Below are 19,426 nucleotides of genomic sequence, written 5' to 3'. Positions count from 1 at the left end.
TACACCTCATCATCATGATTTCCTGTGACCTGTATAACGCAAAAATGTGATCCAGATCTACATTTGTGAGTCCCTTCTTTCCACTGCTTGCCTTTCTCATCTCCGATGAAATACGTAAAAAGAGAAATTTTTACTTTCGGCAACGCTGTGAGGTAGTTAACTAAATCCCTTTTTATGTTCAAAAAACAGAATATAAATACCCGTCAAATCAGTTAATTAACCATAATAAGATCACAATTTTACAATATTGTAATAAGCGAATATTTTTCTCTTTCAGGCATAAATTACGCCCGCATTAGAGTAAGTTTTTCCTTAGAAATTGACTTAGCATACTCGCAGATTAATAAACCCTCGTTAGCGGAACGATATAAAACATGACTACTGAACACTCATCCCTGTTTATAAACTGGCTAAAAAAAGAAGTGGCTCCGGCATTAGGCTGTACGGAACCCGTTGCTATTTCTTTTACCGCCGCTTACGCTGCGAAACATTTAGATACGGCTTGTCAAAACATTAGCGGCTTTATTTCTGCGAACCTGTACAAGAATGCGATGGGCGTAACTATTCCGGGCACTTCCGTCAGCGGGGTGGCGCTCGCAGCCGCAATTGGCGCATTTGGTGGCGATGCGGATAAAGGTTTAAAAACGCTGGAGGGAATTACCGAACGGCATGTTGAATTAGCCCAGATGTTAATTGCCGATGGCCAGGTCAATATTAGCGTGAAAGATACTCCTGACTTTATTCATCTGGATCTGACGCTAACGGGTGGCGAAAAGAGCTGCCGCGTGGTGGTCAAGGGCACGCATACCAATATCGTTGAGCTGTATATTAATGGCGAAGCGCAGGTGCTGGCGGACAAACAGAGTACGGTAACGCAGCAGGAAACATTAGCAACCTTCTCGCTTGCGGAAGCCTTTAATTTTATTAACGAGGTCGAATTCGCCGACATCGCATTTATTCTCGAAGCCGCCCGGCTCAATTCGGCGCTGGCGGAGGAAGGTAAAAGCAAAAAATACGGCTTGAACATCAACGGCACCTTCTCTGATGCGGTAAAAAATGGCCTGCTCAGCAACGACCTGCTGAGTAAAGTCATCATCAATACCGTCGCCGCATCCGACGCACGAATGGGCGGAGCCCCCGTCGTCGCGATGTCTAACTTTGGTTCCGGTAACCAGGGTATCGCCGCCACCATGCCGGTAGTGACGGTCGCGGAGCATCTTAACGCCGATGAAGAGACCCTCGCGCGGGCGCTGGCGCTCTCCCACCTGACCGCCATATCGATCCACTCCCGCTATACGCGTCTCTCCGCGCTATGCGCGGCGTCCACGGCAGCGATGGGCGCCGCGGCTGGCATGGCGTGGTTATTTACCCGTGACCTGCAAACAATTAATACCGCTATTATTAATATGATCAGCGATATTACCGGCATGATTTGTGATGGCGCCTCTAATAGCTGCGCAATGAAAGTGTCGTCCGTGGTTTCCAGCGCCTTTAAGGCCGTACTGATGGCGATGCAAAATAGCTGCGCTGGCTCTAATGACGGCATTGTTTGCGCTGACGTTGAGCAGACTATTAATAATCTCTGCCGTCTGGTAATTAAGCCTATGGCCTATACCGATAAAGAAATCATCAACATTATGGTAGCAAAGTAATCATTAATTAGCGTTTTAATGTACCTTACACAAATAATTAATCTCCTGAATACAACAGGTATTGTTTATGAACAAAAAAGTGATTCTACGGGGTATGAGCGCCATACTTCCCCTGTGCATCGGCGACTTTCCGTTTTCATTTATTGTCGGCGCGCTAAGCGTTAGCGCCGGGATGAGTATCTGGCAAAGTACGGCATGGTCGACGATTGTCATCGCCGGTTCGGCACAAATGCTGGCGTTAAATATGCTAAAAACCGGAGCGAGCCTTGGGGTGATTATATTCACCACGCTGATTATTAATCTTCGCCATGTGCTTTATAGCGCCTCTATTTCCAGTACGGTACGCGAAGCCTCCTTCTTTAAAAAATGCTTTATGGCGTATGCCCTGACCGATGAAGTGTACGCCACGACGGTGAAAGAGATGGAGGAGAATAAAAAAGATAAATATCTTTTCTATTTTTCAGCAATGCTGACGTTTTGGTTCGCCTGGGTGCTAGCCGATTTCCTTGGCGCTCTGGTTGGCGCCTCTTTTCCGCACATTGAAAAATATGGTCTGGACTTCGCGATGGTCGCCGCATTTATCGCCATCGTGGTCCCACAAATCAAAAGCCAGGCCTGCACCGTCGCCGCCGTTGTTGCTGCCGTATCCGGGGTACTTTTGGTCGTACTGCCCTACTCGTTAGGTATCGTCGTCGCGTCCGTACTGGGCGTAATGGCGGGCCTGAGCGTCGATCTCGCCGAAGAGCGTAAACAGGCGCAGGCCGCTGACAAACTCTCTCTCGAAGGAGCGCTGGAAAATGAGTAATAGCTTTTTTATCGCCCTGACGCTGGGCATGGCCGCCGTGACCTTTCTTATTCGCTTCTCGTTCATTGGCCTCGCCGGGAAGATTCAGATGTCGAGCCGGGTCAGCAAAACGCTGCGTTTTGTGCCGGTGACCGTGCTGCCGGCCATCATCACGATTCAGATCCTGAGCGTGAACTCCAGCATGGAGTTCGATTTGAAAAACCCGAAGGTGATCGCCGCGATTATCTGCACGCTCGCCAGCTTCCGCCTGGGCCTGGTCTGGGTCGTCGTCAGCGGCGTCGGTTCACTGGTTTTGCTCAACTATTTCATGTAATCACCTATCAGAAGGAATCAACAGAATGATAATTACCACCGCCGCTGCGCCTGCCGCCATTGGCCCGTATGTTCAGGGAGTAAATCTGGGTACCATGACGATGACCTCAGGGCAGCTCCCGGTCAATCCGCAGGACGGCACCATGTCTGACGACATCGCTCAGCAGACGCGACAGTCGCTGGACAACGTTAAGGCTATCGTTGAAGCGGCGGGTTTGCAGGTGAAAAACATCGTTAAGACGATGGTCTTCGTCAAGGATCTGAATGACTTCGCCACCATCAACGCGGTGTATGAAGCGTTCTTCACCGAACACAACGCGGCCTTTCCGGCCCGTTCCTGCGTCGAAGTCGCCAGACTGCCTAAAGATGCGGGCATTGAGATCGAAGCCATCGCCGTCGCCTGATCCCCGGCCGGAGGCCATCCTCCGGCCACTTCTTATCCCCCCCACTTTTGAGGTTTACCCGCAGCGAACTTTACGGGCAAAATATCGCCACTTCTTTGCGAGGAACGCAGAATGCTAAAGATTCGTCTTGCACGTCCGGAAGATGCGGCTTTACTCAACCAGATGGCCAATGCCAGCTATCGCCACCACTTTGCCCACCTCTGGCACAACGCCGATGAAATGGAGCACTACCTGCAGCAAGAGTATTCCATGGCCGCGCTGGCGCACAGCCTGGCCGATCCGCAGTGCTGCTGGTTGATTGCTGAGGCAGAGGAGCCAATTGGCTTTGCTAAATATGCCTGCCGCCAGGACATCAACCCCGAAGGCCCTACGGGTACGCTATTGCATAAACTCTATCTATTACCTGACGCTACCGGGCATCGCTACGGCGAGCAAATTTTTCGCGCCGTCGAGAAGCGAGCGAAAGAGACCGGTGAAAGCTGGCTATGGCTGGAAGTGCTCGCCGCGAATACCGGTGCCCGCCGTTTTTATGAACGTCAGGGGATGCAGCACGTGAAGGATGTGGCATTTCATTCTGCAACCCAGGAAAGCACACTCCATATTCTGGCTAAACCAATCTGAGAGGCAGCATGCATACCCTTCGTGAAACCGCCATTCGCAACGTCGCCAGCGGCGAAAACGTGGTGATTTACCAGCCCGCCAACCTTTACGACTGCACGCTTGGCGATAACGTCTTCGTCGGGCCGTTTGTAGAGATTCAGGGCCATACCCGTATCGGCAACGACAGCAAAATTCAGTCCCACACCTTTATCTGCGAGTACGTGACCATCGGCGAGCGCTGTTTTATCGGCCACGGCGTGATGTTCGCCAACGATATGTTCCGCGAGGGAAAGCCCAACGCCGACCGCGAGAGCTGGGGAAGAATTGTGATTGGCAACGATGTGTCTATCGGCAGCGGCGCAACCATTCTGGCGGTCAGCATCTGCGATGGGGTCGTGATTGGCGCGGGCAGCGTGGTGACCAAATCCATTACGGAGAAAGGCGTGTGGGCCGGGAACCCGGCAAAGCTGCTGCGGCGGCTATAACAAAAATGCCGGCCACATGGGCCGGCATTGCGAACGTTTTAGCGATTATGCGCGCCAGGATTTATAGCGGTTAATCAGACCGTTAGTGGAGCTGTCGTGGCTGCTCACTTCGGAACCATCTTTCAGCTCCGGCAGGATGCGGTTAGCCAGCTGTTTGCCCAGCTCAACGCCCCACTGGTCGAAGGTGAAGATGTTCATAATCACGCCCTGGGTGAAGATTTTGTGCTCATACAGGGCAATCAGCACGCCCAGGCTGAACGGCGTAATTTCACGCAGCAGGATGGAGTTGGTGGGGCGGTTGCCTTCAAACACTTTGAACGGCACCACGTGTTCCAGGGTCGCCGGATCTTTACCCTGATCGCGATATTCCTGCTCAACCACTTCGCGGGATTTACCAAACGCCAGCGCTTCGGTCTGCGCAAAGAAGTTGGACAGCAGCTTCGGATGGTGATCGGACAGCGGGTTATGCGTAATCGCCGGCGCGATAAAGTCGCAAGGCACCATTTTGGTCCCCTGGTGAATCAGCTGGTAGAACGCGTGCTGACCGTTGGTCCCCGGCTCGCCCCAGATGATTGGGCCAGTCTGGTAATCCACGGCGTTGCCGTTACGGTCAACGTATTTACCGTTGGATTCCATGTTGCCCTGCTGGAAGTAGGCGGCAAAACGGTGCATATACTGGTCGTACGGCAGAATCGCTTCGGTTTCAGCGCCGAAGAAGTTGTTGTACCAGATACCGATCAGCGCCAGCAGCACCGGCAGGTTTTTCTCAGCCGGCGTGGTGGAGAAGTGTTTGTCCATCGCGTGCGCGCCGGAGAGCAGCTCAACAAAGTTGTCGAAGCCCACGGACAGGATGATGGACAGGCCGATGGCTGACCACAGAGAGTAACGGCCGCCAACCCAGTCCCAGAACTCAAACATATTGGCGGTATCAATACCGAACTCGCCAACCGCTTTACCGTTGGTCGAGAGCGCGGCGAAGTGTTTCGCGACGTGCTTCTCATCGCCAGCGGTCGCCAGGAACCAGTCGCGCGCGCTGTGAGCGTTGGTCATGGTTTCCTGAGTAGTAAAGGTTTTCGACGCGACCAGGAACAGGGTAGTTTCCGGGTTCACCGTTTTCAGCACTTCGGCAATGTGGGTACCATCGACGTTAGAAACAAAATGCATATTCAGGTGATTTTTGTACGGGCGCAGCGCTTCGGTCACCATGAACGGGCCGAGGTCGGAGCCGCCGATACCGATGTTGACGACGTCGGTAATCGCTTTACCGGTGTAGCCTTTCCAGCTGCCGGAGATAATGGCTTCGGAGAAGGTTTTCATCTTCTCAAGCACGGCGTTCACTTCCGGCATCACGTCTTTGCCATCAACCAGAATCGGAGTATTGCTGCGGTTACGCAGCGCAACGTGCAGCACCGCGCGGTCTTCCGTGCGGTTAATCTTCTCGCCGGAGAACATGGATTTAATGGCGTCTGCCAGGAAGGTCTCTTTGGCCAGGTCCTGCAGTTTTGCCAGCGTCTCTTCGGTGATGCGGTTTTTGGAAAAATCCACCAGCATCAGATCGTCGAACGTGGCGGAGAATTTAGAGAAACGATCGCTATCCTTCGCGAACAGATCCGCGATGGTAACGTCTTTCATTTCATCAAAGTGTTTCTGTAATGCCTGCCAGGCAGAGGTCTGCGTTGGGTTGATGTTTTTCATTAGCAATACTCTTCTGATTTGAGAATTGTGACTGCGGTCGATTGTAGCGCCGGTGACGAAAAATTGTGATGATTTTTGTGTTATGCCGATGATACGCGTCAGGATTAGAGCCAATTTGGCGCAAATCGCCCCTCATAGTATAGACATCATAAGGCTTTTTTCTGTCAGCGACTCGCGCATGAAAAATCCGCATAACCCTGACGTTGACATACTTCGCCTGAAGCCTTTATATAACGGCAGTACCTACATATACGTAGGTAGGTATGGATCGCGCATTTCACGCTACAGCGAAAGGGTATTGCAGGGGGGTATAATGTCCCGCGTCCCCCTGGCAAAGTGAAAGACGTCGGTAATTGCCAGAAGAGGTGCGTTGCCCAGGTAACCGTATTGGAGGAGCCAGTCCGGGGAAAATACGTGAGGGGGAGCAACGCCGAGGTGAATAAGCGTCTGGTTACGCTCATCACCGGCCACAGGGGCTGAATCCCCTGGGTTGTCACCAGAAACGTTCGCAGTCGGGCGTTTCATACTCGCCGTCTGATGCACAGCATCGGCAAGCGGGTCTACAAGGTGGAGCACTTCTGGGTGACATCGTAGTTTGTTTATCGCTCTGCGCCCACCCTGTTTTTCGCTCTTCCCTTGTGCCATGGCTGAATAATTTGGCCTGGCTTATTAAGACATTTTATTGCAATCCGGTTGCGTCCAGCCCCGCCAGGATTGGTTTTCTGGAATCGTTTTAATAAGTCAGGCCCCCTGACACGAGGTTGTTATGACAGACTTAGTTGTAGCCAAGTTCGGCGGCACCAGCGTTGCCGATTTTGATGCCATGAACCGCAGCGTGGACGTCGCGCTGCTGGACGCCAATACCCGCGTGGTGGTGCTTTCCGCCTCAGCGGGGGTGACCAACCTGCTGGTCGCCTTAGCGGAAGGGCTGGAACCCGGCGAACGTTTCGCGAAGCTCGATGCCATGCGTCAAATCCAGTTCAATATTCTGGAGCGTTTGCGCTATCCCAACGTTATTCGCGATGAAATTGAGCGCCTGCTGGAAAACATCACCACCCTGGCGGAAGCCGCCTCCCTGGCCAGTTCAACCGCGTTAACCGACGAACTGGTCAGCCACGGCGAACTGATGTCTACTCTGCTGTTTGTCGAGATCCTGCGCGAGCGCGGTATCGCCGCCCAGTGGTTCGACGTGCGCAAAATTATGCGCACCAACGACCGCTTTGGCCGCGCGGAACCGGATATTGCCGCCTTATCCGAATTAACCCAGCAACTGCTGGCCCCGCGTCTTGCGGAAGGCGTGGTGATCACCCAGGGCTTTATTGGCAGCGAAGCCAAAGGCCGCACCACCACGCTTGGCCGCGGCGGCAGCGACTATACCGCCGCGCTACTCGGCGAAGCGCTAAACGCCACCCGCGTCGACATCTGGACCGATGTTCCGGGTATCTATACCACCGACCCGCGCGTCGCCCCGGCGGCCAAACGCATTGACGTTATCGCTTTTGAAGAAGCGGCGGAAATGGCGACCTTTGGCGCGAAGGTCCTGCATCCGGCTACCCTGCTCCCCGCCGTGCGCAGCGATATTCCGGTATTCGTCGGCTCCAGCAAAGAGCCGAAAGCCGGCGGCACGCTGGTGTGCAAAAACACCGAAAACCCGCCGCTGTTCCGCGCGCTGGCGCTGCGCCGCAAGCAGACGCTGCTAACCCTGCACAGCCTGAATATGCTGCACTCACGCGGTTTTCTGGCCGAGGTATTCAGTATTCTGGCCCGCCACAGTATCTCCGTCGATCTGATCACCACGTCGGAAGTGAGCGTGGCGCTGACCATGGATACCACCGGTTCGACGTCGGCTGGCGATACCCTGCTCACCCAGGGACTGTTGACCGAACTTTCCTCTCTGTGCCGCGTTGAGGTCGAGCAGGATCTGGCGCTGGTCGCCATCATTGGTAATGAACTGTCGAAGGCGTGCGGCGTCGGTAAAGAGGTGTTTGGCGTACTGGACCCGTTTAATATTCGTATGATTTGCTACGGCGCATCCAGCCATAACCTGTGCTTCCTGGTCCCGGGTGCGGATGCCGAAAAAGTGGTGCAGAAGCTGCATCATAATCTGTTCGAGTAATAGCGAATAAAATGGCCCGCCATTTCTGCCGGGCCATTTTTAGTTTCCCATCACCGTGGTCATCAGCAATCTGTCCAACTCCCTGACATCACCGCTCCGGCTCTCAGGCAGCGCTGGCGGGATTGCGCCTCTGAGCAGCTCGGACTGAATAAACGCATGCAGCAGCGGTCGACGCGGGCCGTTTTCCGCCTCTCCTGCGCGCTGTATACGTTCCAGCAGCTCGTCTATTTCCGCACGTAGACCCGCTGCCAGCTCGCTTCCTGCCAGCAGTTCATCAAAGCGCATCGGCGGCACGCCTTTTCCCGCTTCAACCCAGCGGACGGCCAGCAGCGGGCGCAGTACGTAAAAGTACTTTTTCAGCCGCACCCGTTCGCCTTGCAGATAGCCGCGAAAATTTTTACGGGCCATCGAATAGTAATGCCAGCGGGCGCGAACCGGAGAAAACCAATGCGGTATCACTTTCTTCAGCGCCTGAACCGTCGCGTCATCCTGCTGATACACCACCGGTGAATCCAGCCATTCGATCAGCGTCGGGTTCGCCCCTTTCAGCAGACCCAGCGCCTTGCGCCACTCCCAGCCGCAGACGTCCAGCTCATCGTCGATGGGCAGCTCAATAACATCGCGCGGGGGATCCACCCGCAGGTACCACTCCAGCGGGTGAACGTAGAGAAACCGCACATCATAATCGCTGTCCGGCGAGGCAAAGCCCCAGCCCCGGCTGCCGGATTCGCAGGCGTAGAGCACTCTGACGCCGTAGCGCTGCTCCACGTCTTTTAACTGCCGCCGCACCTTATGGCGCATGGCGGCGCTTACAGCGTGATACGTCATTTTCATTATCCTTTTAGATTCACCAGGCCATGCAGCACCTGGTCCAGGCCGCCAAAGACCGAGATTTTATCGATGCGCTCCGCCACTCTTTCCAGCGTTTCCAGCTCTTTTAAGCGCAGCGCGACCGGGTTATTCTCCATCACCTTCGCGGTGTTGAGCAGCGAGCGCGTCGCCGCGGTCTCTTCACGCCGGCGGATCACGTTCGCCTGCGCCGATTTCTCCGCCTCCACCAGCTGCGACAAAATGGCTTTCATGTCGCCGGGCAGCACAATATCCTTCACGCCCAGCGACGCGACGTCGATACCAAATGCCGCCATGCGCTCGGTGACCTGCGCGCTCACGACCTCATCAATGATTTTCTTATCTTCCAGCAGCTCATCCAGCGTTCGCGTTCCGACGGCTTCACGCAGCGCAAACTGCAGCTCGCGATACAGATGGTCCAGCGGCTTCGTCAGCTGTCCAAACGCCTGCAGTACATCGCTGTAGCGCCAGTTCGCCGCCAGATTTAAACGCAGGTTCACTTTATCTTTGGTCAGAATCTCCTGGCCGCCAACCTCCAGCACCTGCAGGCGGGTATCGACCACTTCCGCTTCCACCAGATGATTGACCTTCCAGTACGCGCTCAGGCCAGGCTGCAGCAGCGATTGTGTCTCGCCGTCGATTTTCAGCACCCCGACGTGCCACGCCGGCACCGATACGGTGAGGATCGCTTCGCGACCTTTTACCGCCCCGTGACGTCGCGGCTGCAGCACCGCATTCATAATGTCAGCCGGAACCGCAACCTGCCGGGTATCGATACGTAGCAGCTGAATTTCATCACCGGCGGACCAGTACAGTCGGCGCGTCGAAGGCGGTAAAATTTCCTGCAGCACACCGTTGGCATACAGCGCCCCGGCCTCGACATCCGTCAAATCCGCCGCCAGGCAGTAGCGTTCAATCCATTCCGGCTGAAAGCGTCGTAAATACTCCGCCAGCGCCTCCGGCACTTCGCTGCCGTCCCGGTTAACGATCAGCACTTCGGGGACGTTGAACCACGGCAGGCGATGCTCGCCCGCTTCCAGAACCTGATAGTAGTCACCCTGACGGGATAAAAGGCCAAGCTGACCTTTACGTATCGTGATTTTCTTCGTCATTTTTTGTTCCTTAGCAAAATCAGGCGCGGGTGCAGGGGCGAAGCCGCAGGGGAACTCCCTTTTGCCTGCGGCACGGCGCCTTTACCGGCGGCCTGCTGTGGGGCGTGCTGACTGCGCATCACCCCGCGTTATTTCTATGATTAACGACCAGTTTTCATTGGAGATGAAATCGGGAATCGAACCCATTGGTGGTCATCGGCTGACGGAACGCGCCCGAAAAACGGCCTGTACCGTTCCTGGCGTGCCGGCGAGGTTTAACCCCCTGCGTTTTCAGCGTCGTGACGGAAGGGATATTGCCAGTTGCGTGCCAACAATAAAAAATGCGAGAGTTATTTTTCAATCAATTGATTAATAACGCTTTTGTTTTTAATTCAAACGGTAACGCTTGCCGCCGGCAGCAGGTTTTTTTATCTTTAAATATCGAAACTTATCTTTTGGGATAAACATGAAAAAGCGGCGAGTGGTCATTGGCGTCCTCGGAACGGTGCTGGACAAACGCGGCAAGCGGGCGAATCGCTTTAAAAAATGGCGGCCTACCGTTGGGCTATGCCAGCAGACCGATTTTCCTGTCGACAGGCTGGAGCTTCTCCACCAGCCGCGTGATGAAAATATGGCGCAAAAGCTGATTGACGATGTCGCCCAGCTTTCACCGCATACCGAAGTGCGCCCGCATACGATTGAGATAAACGATCCGTGGGATTTTGAAGAGGTCTACGCGGCGTTTCTCGACTTCGCCAACCGCTATCGCTTTGATACCGAAAACGAAGAGTATCTGGTGCATATCACCACCGGGACCCACGTGGCGCAGATCTGCTGGTTCCTGCTGACCGAAGCGCGCTATCTCCCCGCCAGCCTGCTGCAGACCAGCCCTGCGCCGAAAGGCGCAGCGGATGACGCCGTCGCCGCCGGTATTTACTCGGTGATCGATCTGGACTTAAGCCGCTACGCCGCGCTCACCAGCCGCTTTCAGCGCGAGCAGCAGCAGTCCGTCTCCTTCCTGAAGTCGGGTATCGAGACGCGTAATGCGACGTTCAACGCGCTTATCGATCGTATTGAGCGCGTGGCGATCCGATCGACCGATCCGATCCTGCTGACCGGCCCAACGGGCGCCGGGAAGTCCGTCCTCGCCAAACGTATTTTTCAGCTTCGTCAGTCGCGCCATCGGGTGGCGGGAAAATTCATGGCGGTAAACTGCGCCACGCTGCGCGGTGATAACGCCATGTCCACGCTGTTTGGACATGTCAAAGGCGCGTTTACCGGCGCGGTTACGCCTCGCGCCGGGCTATTACGCGAAGCCGACGGCGGCGTGCTGTTTCTCGATGAAATCGCCGAGCTGGGGCTGGATGAGCAGGCTATGCTGCTGAAGGCCATCGAAGAAAAAACCTTTTTCCCGTTTGGCTCGGATAAAGAGGTGCACAGCGACTTCCAGCTAATCGCCGGCACGCATCGCGATATGCAGCAGTGGGTGGCGGAGGGGCGCTTTCGCGAAGATCTTTATGCGCGCATCAATATGTGGCGCTTTGCCCTCCCCGGCCTGGCGCAGCGGCGGGAAGATATTGCGCCGAACGTGGAGTATGAATTACGGCGACTGGCCAACGAGCGGCAGACGCAGATCCGCTTCGATAAAGACGCCCGCGAACGCTATCTGGCCTTTGCCTGCTCGCCGCAGGCGCAATGGCGCGGCAATTTCCGCGAGCTAGGCTCCTCCGTGGCGCGTATGGCGACCCTGGCCGAGCAGGGGCGCATTACGCTGGCCGTTGCGGAAGAGGAGATAATGCTGCTGAAAGAGAGCTGGCAGCTCACGACATCTTCTCCTGATATTGCGCTGGAAATCGATCTGTTCGATCGCCGCCAGCTGGAAACGGTGCTGGAGGTCTGCCAGCGCAGCGCTTCGCTCTCCGAAGCCGGACGCGAGCTGTTCGCCGTCTCCCGGCAAAAAAAGGCCAACCCTAACGATGCCGACCGCTTGCGCAAATATTTAGCGCGCTTCGGACTCAGCTGGGAGCTTATCCGCAGCGGAACATGAGCATAATTTGTTTGAATAATATGTCTTAGCACGATAAACAATAGCGATGGCCGGGCTCGATCCCGGCCGGTCTATAACAAGCAAACACAACTTACGTGCAAGGAAAACAACATGCTCGCCACGCTTACGCGGCTGTTCCCATTATGGGCGCTGCTGCTCTCGGTTATCGCCTATTACACGCCATCCACTTTTACCCCCGTTGGCCCGTGGGTCCCGACGCTGCTGATGCTGATTATGTTCGGCATGGGCGTACATCTGAAAGTCGACGATTTTAAGCGCGTGCTTTCTCGCCCCGCGCCGGTCGCCGCAGGCATTTTTCTCCACTACCTGGTGATGCCGCTCGCCGCCTGGCTGCTGGCGCTGATTTTTCACATGCCGCCCGAGCTCTCCGCCGGGATGGTGCTGGTCGGCAGCGTCGCCAGCGGTACGGCATCCAACGTGATGATCTTTCTGGCAAAAGGCGACGTCGCGCTCTCAGTCACCATCTCATCGGTTTCCACGCTGGTTGGCGTGGTCGCCACCCCGTTGCTGACGCGTCTGTACGTGGATGCGCATATTCAGGTGGACGTGATGGGGATGCTGCTCAGCATTCTGCAAATCGTGGTGATCCCGATTGCGCTGGGGCTTGTCGTGCACCATCTGCTGCCGAAAGTGGTGAAGGCGGTGGAGCCGTTCCTGCCGGCCTTTTCGATGGTCTGTATTCTGGCGATTATCTGCGCCGTGGTGGCAGGCTCCGCGTCGCATATCGCTTCCGTTGGTTTTGTGGTGATTATCGCCGTTATCCTGCATAACACTATCGGTCTGCTCGGCGGCTACTGGGGCGGGCGACTGTTTGGCTTTGACGAGTCCACCTGCCGCACGCTGGCGATCGAGGTAGGAATGCAGAACTCCGGCCTTGCCGCCGCGCTGGGGAAAATCTACTTTGGCCCGCTGGCCGCGCTGCCCGGCGCGCTGTTCTCGGTCTGGCACAACCTGTCCGGCTCGCTGCTGGCCGGCTACTGGTCAGGGAAGCCTATCGCCGACAAACCGCGTAAACGGTAAAAGAGCGCGAATAACCCGTAATTTTCCCGGCTTGCGCTGCGCTTAGCCGGGCTACGGTCCGTGCAGCTTGCGGGTTTTGTAGCCGGACAGGTGCGCAGCGCCGCCTCCGGGATTTTCTGCGAGGCACAACAATTTACCGTGAGACGTCAGCCCCAATACCGTACACTGAAACCACAGGCTAATTGAGGGCACCACTATGGCACTCCCCCGCATCACGCAAAAAGAGATGACCGAGCGCGAACAGCGCGAACTGAAAACCCTGCTCGACCGCGCGCGCATCGCCCATGGCCGTCCGCTGACCAACGCGGAAACCAACAGCGTGAAAAAAGAGTACATCGATAAACTGATGGCCCTGCGCGAGGCCGAGGCTAAGAAAGCCCGCCAGCTGAAGAAAAAGCAGGCTTATAAACCGGACGCAGAGGCCTCGTTTTCCTGGTCGGCAAATACCCCGACGCGCGGCAGACGTTAACGCCCTTTCTTCTTGCGCCCCGGCGCGGTAAAGCGTTTGCCGTTCGACGCCGGGCGGGAGGACTTGTCGCTGGTTTTTTCAATCGCCACGACGGGACGCTTGATGCCGGCCGTTTTCGGCTTCGCTTTTGCCTTCGGTTTCGCTTCTGAAGACGAGTTTTCAATCAGTTTGAAAAGATCGATCAGCTCATCGTCGGTCAGATCGCGCCACTCTCCCAGCGGGATCCCCGTCAGGCTGACGTTCATGATCCGCGTCCGCTCAAGCTTCGTCACTTCATAGCCAAAGTGTTCGCACATCCGGCGGATCTGGCGATTCAGCCCCTGCACCAGGGTAATGCGGAACACAAACGGCGCTTCTTTTTTCACTTTGCACTTCTTCGTCACCGTGCCGAGAATCGGTACGCCCGCCCCCATGCCGCGGATAAACTCATCGGTCACCGGCTTATCAACGGTGACCAGATACTCTTTTTCGTGATCGTTACCGGCGCGCAGGATTTTATTCACCAGATCGCCATGGTTGGTCAGAAAGATCAGCCCCTGGGAGTCTTTATCCAGGCGACCGATGGGGAAAACGCGTTTGCTGTGGTTTACGAAATCAACGATGTTGTCGCGTTCGCCGTCTTCGGTAGTGCTGACGATGCCAACCGGTTTATTCAGCGCAATCAGGACCAGATCGTCCGCTTCGCGCGGCTCAATCAACCGGCCATTGACCTTTACCACGTCGCCCGCTTTAACCTGGTCGCCGATGGTAGCGCGCTTGCCGTTGATAAAAACGTTGCCTTGTTCGATAAAGCGATCGGCTTCACGACGCGAGCAAATTCCGCTTTCGCTGATGTATTTATTGAGTCGGGTTGATGAGTCGGGCAGCATAAAATCTCCTGTAAAAGCGAAATATACCCTACCTTGCGGGCGATAAAAAAGAATCGCGCTCTCGTCGCCTGCCGCTAAATGTGATCTGCCACGCCTTTCAACACAAAAGTGTGCCCATGAAAGCCCGGCAACTTTGCCCGGCGAAACAAAGCAGAATCAGGCTCTTATCACGTCCGGCACAAAGGTGCCATAAACCACCGGTAAGCAACGCAAATGTGCAACAGAAACGGTCGGAACATCATCATGAAATAGATGAAAATTTCTTTGAAGCGGGTCGCTGATGGGGTTATATCAGATCATGACAGCAACTCTCCCATTTGCACAAATGTGCAGGAGCCGACAGTGACGATGGAAAACAGCGACGATATTCGTCTGATCGTGAAAATCGCCCAGCTCTACTATGAGCAGGATATGACCCAGGCGCAGATTGCCCGCGAGCTGGGGATATACCGCACCACTATCAGCCGTCTGCTGAAGCGCGGCCGCGAGCAGGGCATCGTCACTATCGCCATCAACTACGACTACAACGAAAATCTGTGGCTTGAGCAGCAGCTAAAACAAAAATTCGGTCTCAAAGAGGCGGTGGTGGCGGCCTGCGACTCACTGCTGGAGGAGGATCAGCTCAATCTTATCGGCCTGCATGGCGCGCAATTGGTCGACAGGCTGCTGGAGCCGGGCGATATCGTCGGCTTCTCCTGGGGTCGGGCGGTGCGCGCGCTGGTGGAGAATCTGCCGCAGGCCAGCCAGTCCCGTCAGGTTATCTGCGTGCCGATTATCGGCGGCCCCTCCGGAAAACTGGAAAGTCGCTACCACGTGAATACGCTGACCTACGGCGCAGCGGCGAAGCTGAAAGCGGAATCTCATCTCGCTGATTTCCCGGCACTGCTGGATAACACATTAATTCGCAACGGTATTATGCAGTCCCGGCATTTTAAAACGATTGCCTCCTACTGGGATAACCTGGACGTCGCGCTGGTGGGCATTGGTTCTCCGGCGATCCGCGACGGCGCCAACTGGCATGCATTTTACGGCAGTGAAGAGAGCGACGATCTCAACGCTCGCCAGGTCGCCGGCGATATCTGTTCGCGTTTTTACAACATTGATGGCGCGCTGGTCGAAACCGCCATGAGCGAAAAAACGCTCTCTATCGAGATGGTGAAACTCAAGCAGGCGCGCTACTCGGTGGGTATCGCCATGGGCGAGGAGAAATACGCCGGGATTCTTGGCGCCTTAAACGGTCATTACATTAATTGTCTGGTGACGAATCGAGAAACCGCTGAGTCATTACTGAAGTAAATGTCAAGAATATGATTTCACGCAGCGCTGCTGCGGGGGATCCCTTTATCTAAAGAAACAGGAGTCGATAATGAATACATGGTTAAATTTGAAAGACAAAATAATTATCGTGACCGGCGGCGCATCAGGAATCGGCCTGGCGATTGTCGATGAGTTATTAGCCCAGGGCGCAAACGTGCAGATGAGCGATATTCACGGCGGCGACAAACATCAGGATCGCGATAATTATAATTTCTGGCCAACCGATATTTCCAGCGCCAGCGAAGTGAATAAAACCGTCGACAGTATTATTCAGCGCTTTGGCCGCATTGATGGTTTAGTCAATAACGCCGGCGTCAACTTCCCGCGTTTATTAGTCGATGAGAAAGCGCCGTCCGGTCGCTATGAATTAAATGAAGCGGCTTTCGAAAAAATGGTCAATATCAACCAGAAAGGCGTGTTCCTGATGTCGCAGGCGGTGGCGCGCCAGATGGTTAAACAGCGCAGCGGCGTGATTGTTAACGTCTCGTCAGAAAGCGGTCTCGAAGGCTCTGAAGGCCAGAGCTGCTACGCCGCGACCAAAGCCGCGCTGAACAGCTTTACCCGCTCCTGGTCGAAAGAGCTGGGCAAGCACGGTATTCGCGTCGTAGGCGTTGCGCCGGGCATTCTGGAAAAAACCGGGCTGCGTACGCCGGAATATGAAGAAGCGCTGGCCTGGACACGCAATATCACCGTCGAACAGCTGCGCGAAGGCTATAGCAAAAATGCGATTCCTGTTGGTCGCTCCGGCCGTCTCAGCGAAGTTGCTGATTTTGTTTGCTATCTGCTCTCAGAGCGCGCCAGCTACATTACCGGAGTAACCACTAACATTGCGGGCGGCAAAACGCGCGGCTAAGGGGGAAACATGGTTAACGTCATCTTCTGCGCTCACGGTCAGCTGGCCTGCGCCATGCTCGACTCGGTGCGCATGGTTTACGGCGATGTCCACGTCAGCGCCGTGGCGTTTGTACCGGGGGAAAACGCGGGCGATATCGCCGATAAGCTTGAAAAGTTGGTAAGTACTCACAAAGAGGAGGAGTGGCTCATCGCCGTCGATCTACAGTGCGGCAGCCCGTGGAACGCCGCCGCCGGCCTGGCGATGCGCAACCCACAGCTTCGGGTCATCAGCGGCCTGTCGCTACCGCTGGCTCTGGAGCTGGTCGATAACCAGCAAACGATGAATGCAGAAGCCCTGTGCCAACATCTTGAGACCATCGCCAGCCAGTGCTGCGTCACCTGGCGGCAACCGGAAACCGTTGAGGAGGATTTCTGATGAACATTACGCTCGCACGCATTGATGACCGCCTGATTCACGGCCAGGTCACCACCGTTTGGTCAAAAGTGGCCAACGCCCAGCGCATCATTATCTGTAATGACGACGTGTATAACGACGACGTTCGCCGCACGCTGCTTCGCCAGGCCGCGCCGCCGGGCATGAAGGTCAATGTGGTGAATATCGAGAAAGCCGTCGCCGTTTATCACAACCCGCAATATCAGGACGAAACGGTTTTTTATTTATTCACTAATCCGCAGGACGTATTAACCATGGTGCAGCAGGGCGTCAAAATAGCCACGCTGAATATTGGCGGCATGGCCTGGCGACCGGGTAAAAAACAGTTAACCAAAGCGGTGTCATTAGACGCAGCGGATATTAATGCCTTTCAGCAGTTAGATACTCTGGGCGTTAAGCTTGATTTACGCGTCGTGGCTTCGGATCCGTCGGTTAATATTCTCGATAAAATAGCAGAGCAGTCCGTTACAGAATAATAAAACGCGCCTTTTATTACACACTATCATTCTGGATGCATCGCGGCGGCAAATGAGCGAGTCACCAGCAGCATAGCTAACTATGTGACTGGGGCGAGAGAATGCAGTCAACAAAGAGGCAGCCTGAAGAACATCGTGTAAATGCCGTAAAAGGCAGGGATTTCTATACCCTCAAGGTGACAAATTATGGAAATAAGTACCCTACAAATAATCGCCATATTTATTTTTTCCTGTATTGCCGGGATGGGCAGCGTGCTGGATGAATTCCAGACGCACCGGCCATTAATCGCCTGTACCGTGATTGGCTTAATTCTCGGCGATCTAAAAACCGGGATTATGCTCGGCGGGACGCTGGAGCTGATCGCGCTCGGCTGGATGAACGTCGGCGCGGCGCAGTCTCCGGATTCGGCGTTAGCCAGCATTATCTCCGCCATCCTGGTGATCGTGGGCCAGCAAAGCATCGCTACCGGAATAGCGATTGCGCTGCCGGTCGCTGCCGCAGGTCAGGTGCTCACCGTGTTCGCCCGCACCATTACCGTGGTGTTCCAGCACGCGGCGGATAAGGCCGCGGAAGAGGCGCGCTTCAGAACAATCGATCTGCTGCACGTGTCTGCGCTGGGCGTTCAGGCGCTGCGCGTCGCCATTCCCGCACTCATCGTTTCTCTGTTTGTCAGCGCGGATATGGTCAGCAATATGCTCAACGCCATTCCGGAATTCGTCACCCGCGGTCTGCAAATCGCCGGCGGTTTTATCGTGGTGGTCGGCTACGCCATGGTGCTGCGCATGATGGGCGTGAAGTATCTGATGCCCTTCTTCTTCCTCGGCTTCCTCGCGGGCGGCTATCTCGACTTTAGCCTGCTGGCCTTCGGCGGCGTCGGGGTCATCATCGCGCTGATTTATATCCAGCTTAATCCGCAGTGGCGTAAACCCGAACCGCAGGCCGCCGCCACCTCTTCCACTGCCCTTGACCAGCTTGACGACTGATGGAGCCCAACATGGAACAGAGAAAAATTACCCAAGGCGACCTGGTGAGCATGTTTCTGCGCTCCAACCTGCAGCAGGCGTCATTCAACTTCGAACGTATTCACGGGCTTGGCTTCTGCTACGACATGATCCCGGCCATCAAGCGCCTCTACCCGCTGAAGGAGGATCAGGTCGCCGCGCTGAAACGCCATCTGGTGTTCTTCAACACCACTCCGGCAGTCTGCGGGCCGGTGATTGGCGTCACCGCCGCGATGGAGGAAGCGCGGGCCAACGGCGCCGCTATCGACGATGGCGCCATCAACGGGATCAAAGTTGGCCTGATTGGGCCGCTGGCAGGCGTGGGCGACCCGCTGGTATGGGGCACGCTGCGGCCGATTACCGCCGCCCTCGGCGCCTCGCTGGCGCTCTCCGGCAATATTCTTGGACCGCTGCTGTTCTTCTTTATTTTCAATGCGGTACGTCTGGCGATGAAGTGGTACGGGCTGCAGCTCGGCTTCCGTAAAGGGGTCAATATCGTCAGCGATATGGGCGGCAACCTGCTGCAAAAACTGACCGAAGGCGCCTCCATTCTTGGCCTGTTTGTGATGGGCGTGCTGGTGACCAAGTGGACCACCATCAACGTCCCGCTGGTGGTCTCGCAAACCCCGGGCGCCGACGGCTCGACCGTCACCATGACCGTACAGGACATCCTCGATCAGCTCTGCCCCGGCCTGCTGGCTCTGGGCCTGACGCTGCTGATGGTGCGCCTGCTCAATAAGAAAGTGAACCCGGTATGGCTGATTTTCGCCCTCTTCGGTTTGGGGATTATCGGTAACGCGCTGGGCTTCCTGTCCTGATTTTTCCGCCCCGGCGATGCCGGGGCTACTTCAACAAGTTAGACCCAAAAGATTTCGCAGCCGTCATGCGAAAGATGAAGGGGATGAGGT

At 55.5% G+C, this 19,426-nt stretch carries 21 protein-coding genes and 1 riboswitch; of the genes, 17 read left to right on the top strand and 4 right to left on the bottom strand.

What is annotated here, in order from left to right; translation table 11 throughout:
- The first annotated feature begins 374 nt into the window (after positions 1–374).
- From MKleb_RS01760 to MKleb_RS01735, 6 genes are all read left to right on the top strand, one after another.
- Positions 375–1,652 carry an L-cysteine desulfidase family protein gene (locus MKleb_RS01760; RefSeq protein ID WP_025107706.1) on the top strand — a complete coding sequence of 426 codons (1,278 nt, stop codon included), beginning with the start codon at positions 375–377 and terminating at the stop codon, positions 1,650–1,652.
- Between the two features lie 67 nt (positions 1,653–1,719).
- Positions 1,720–2,457, top strand: a complete 738-nt coding sequence (locus MKleb_RS01755; protein ID WP_004097750.1) for an AzlC family ABC transporter permease — start codon at positions 1,720–1,722, stop codon at positions 2,455–2,457.
- Entirely contained in the window at positions 2,450–2,770 is a 321-nt protein-coding gene (locus tag MKleb_RS01750; protein WP_004097748.1) for an AzlD domain-containing protein, read from the top strand. The genes MKleb_RS01755 and MKleb_RS01750 overlap by 8 nt, the downstream gene beginning before the upstream one ends.
- Positions 2,771–2,795: 25 nt before the next feature.
- Positions 2,796–3,173 (top strand): Rid family detoxifying hydrolase, encoded by a 378-nt coding sequence (locus MKleb_RS01745; protein ID WP_004097745.1) that lies wholly within the window; start codon positions 2,796–2,798, stop codon positions 3,171–3,173.
- Positions 3,174–3,284: 111 nt separating this feature from the next.
- Positions 3,285–3,794, top strand: a complete 510-nt coding sequence (locus MKleb_RS01740; RefSeq protein WP_014227531.1) for a GNAT family N-acetyltransferase — start codon at positions 3,285–3,287, stop codon at positions 3,792–3,794.
- 8 nt (positions 3,795–3,802) lie between these two features.
- Positions 3,803–4,258, top strand: a complete 456-nt coding sequence (locus MKleb_RS01735; protein WP_004097740.1) for an acyltransferase — start codon at positions 3,803–3,805, stop codon at positions 4,256–4,258.
- Positions 4,259–4,303: 45 nt separating this feature from the next.
- Here MKleb_RS01735 and pgi read toward each other — a convergent pair whose 3' ends face one another.
- Positions 4,304–5,953 carry a glucose-6-phosphate isomerase gene (gene pgi / locus MKleb_RS01730; RefSeq protein ID WP_163586350.1) on the bottom strand — a complete coding sequence of 550 codons (1,650 nt, stop codon included), beginning with the start codon at positions 5,951–5,953 and terminating at the stop codon, positions 4,304–4,306.
- A gap of 352 nt (positions 5,954–6,305) precedes the next feature.
- A riboswitch (Lysine riboswitch) is annotated at positions 6,306–6,539 on the top strand.
- 180 nt (positions 6,540–6,719) lie between these two features.
- On the opposite strand from pgi, the gene lysC reads away from it, so the two are divergent.
- Positions 6,720–8,069 (top strand): lysine-sensitive aspartokinase 3, encoded by a 1,350-nt coding sequence (lysC, locus tag MKleb_RS01725; RefSeq protein WP_004097732.1) that lies wholly within the window; start codon positions 6,720–6,722, stop codon positions 8,067–8,069.
- 39 nt (positions 8,070–8,108) lie between these two features.
- Here the strand turns inward: lysC and MKleb_RS01720 are convergent, their stop codons facing one another.
- Positions 8,109–8,897, bottom strand: coding sequence for a nucleotidyltransferase domain-containing protein (locus tag MKleb_RS01720; RefSeq protein WP_217076409.1), 789 nt, complete (start codon positions 8,895–8,897; stop codon positions 8,109–8,111).
- 5 nt (positions 8,898–8,902) lie between these two features.
- Complete coding sequence (locus MKleb_RS01715) at positions 8,903–10,030, bottom strand: slipin family protein (RefSeq protein WP_014227527.1); 1,128 nt, start codon at positions 10,028–10,030, stop codon at positions 8,903–8,905.
- A 136-nt stretch (positions 10,031–10,166) separates the two neighbouring features.
- Here MKleb_RS01715 and MKleb_RS01710 point away from each other — a divergent pair, with 136 nt between their 5' ends.
- The 4 genes from MKleb_RS01710 to MKleb_RS01695 all read left to right on the top strand — a co-directional run bounded on the left by MKleb_RS01710 (position 10,167) and on the right by MKleb_RS01695 (position 13,566).
- Positions 10,167–10,382, top strand: coding sequence for a hypothetical protein (locus MKleb_RS01710; protein ID WP_071846154.1), 216 nt, complete (start codon positions 10,167–10,169; stop codon positions 10,380–10,382).
- Between the two features lie 93 nt (positions 10,383–10,475).
- Entirely contained in the window at positions 10,476–12,056 is a 1,581-nt protein-coding gene (gene rtcR, locus MKleb_RS01705; RefSeq protein ID WP_025107708.1) for an RNA repair transcriptional activator RtcR, read from the top strand.
- A 111-nt stretch (positions 12,057–12,167) separates the two neighbouring features.
- Entirely contained in the window at positions 12,168–13,097 is a 930-nt protein-coding gene (gene panS / locus MKleb_RS01700) for a ketopantoate/pantoate/pantothenate transporter PanS (RefSeq protein WP_025107709.1), read from the top strand.
- A gap of 196 nt (positions 13,098–13,293) precedes the next feature.
- Positions 13,294–13,566, top strand: a complete 273-nt coding sequence (locus tag MKleb_RS01695; protein ID WP_009653910.1) for a YjbD family protein — start codon at positions 13,294–13,296, stop codon at positions 13,564–13,566.
- Here MKleb_RS01695 and rluF read toward each other — a convergent pair.
- Complete coding sequence (gene rluF / locus MKleb_RS01690) at positions 13,563–14,435, bottom strand: 23S rRNA pseudouridine(2604) synthase RluF (protein ID WP_014227524.1); 873 nt, start codon at positions 14,433–14,435, stop codon at positions 13,563–13,565. The two genes, MKleb_RS01695 and rluF, sit on opposite strands and share 4 nt — an antisense overlap.
- A gap of 348 nt (positions 14,436–14,783) precedes the next feature.
- Between rluF and MKleb_RS01685 the strand changes: the two genes are divergently transcribed.
- From MKleb_RS01685 to MKleb_RS01660, 6 genes are all read left to right on the top strand, one after another.
- Positions 14,784–15,731 carry a sugar-binding transcriptional regulator gene (locus MKleb_RS01685; protein ID WP_025107710.1) on the top strand — a complete coding sequence of 316 codons (948 nt, stop codon included), beginning with the start codon at positions 14,784–14,786 and terminating at the stop codon, positions 15,729–15,731.
- A gap of 70 nt (positions 15,732–15,801) precedes the next feature.
- Positions 15,802–16,605 carry an SDR family oxidoreductase gene (locus MKleb_RS01680; RefSeq protein WP_025107711.1) on the top strand — a complete coding sequence of 268 codons (804 nt, stop codon included), beginning with the start codon at positions 15,802–15,804 and terminating at the stop codon, positions 16,603–16,605.
- Between the two features lie 9 nt (positions 16,606–16,614).
- Positions 16,615–17,022, top strand: a complete 408-nt coding sequence (locus MKleb_RS01675) for a mannose/fructose/sorbose PTS transporter subunit IIA (protein WP_014227521.1) — start codon at positions 16,615–16,617, stop codon at positions 17,020–17,022.
- Complete coding sequence (locus tag MKleb_RS01670; protein ID WP_025107712.1) at positions 17,022–17,516, top strand: mannose/fructose/sorbose PTS transporter subunit IIB; 495 nt, start codon at positions 17,022–17,024, stop codon at positions 17,514–17,516. The genes MKleb_RS01675 and MKleb_RS01670 overlap by 1 nt, the downstream gene beginning before the upstream one ends.
- 186 nt (positions 17,517–17,702) lie before the next feature.
- A complete protein-coding gene (locus MKleb_RS01665; protein ID WP_025107713.1) occupies positions 17,703–18,500 on the top strand; it encodes a PTS mannose/fructose/sorbose transporter subunit IIC in 798 nt (265 codons plus the stop codon).
- Between the two features lie 11 nt (positions 18,501–18,511).
- Positions 18,512–19,336, top strand: coding sequence for a PTS system mannose/fructose/sorbose family transporter subunit IID (locus MKleb_RS01660; RefSeq protein ID WP_217076408.1), 825 nt, complete (start codon positions 18,512–18,514; stop codon positions 19,334–19,336).
- Positions 19,337–19,426 lie beyond the last annotated feature (90 nt).

Origin of the sequence: Klebsiella sp. PL-2018, assembly GCF_019048985.1 — a bacterium.
In the GTDB taxonomy this organism is placed as follows: Bacteria; Pseudomonadota; Gammaproteobacteria; order Enterobacterales; family Enterobacteriaceae; genus Klebsiella; species Klebsiella michiganensis.
The sequence above is the reverse complement of the archived record's forward strand: the minus strand, read 5'-3'. Positions and strand labels throughout refer to the sequence as shown.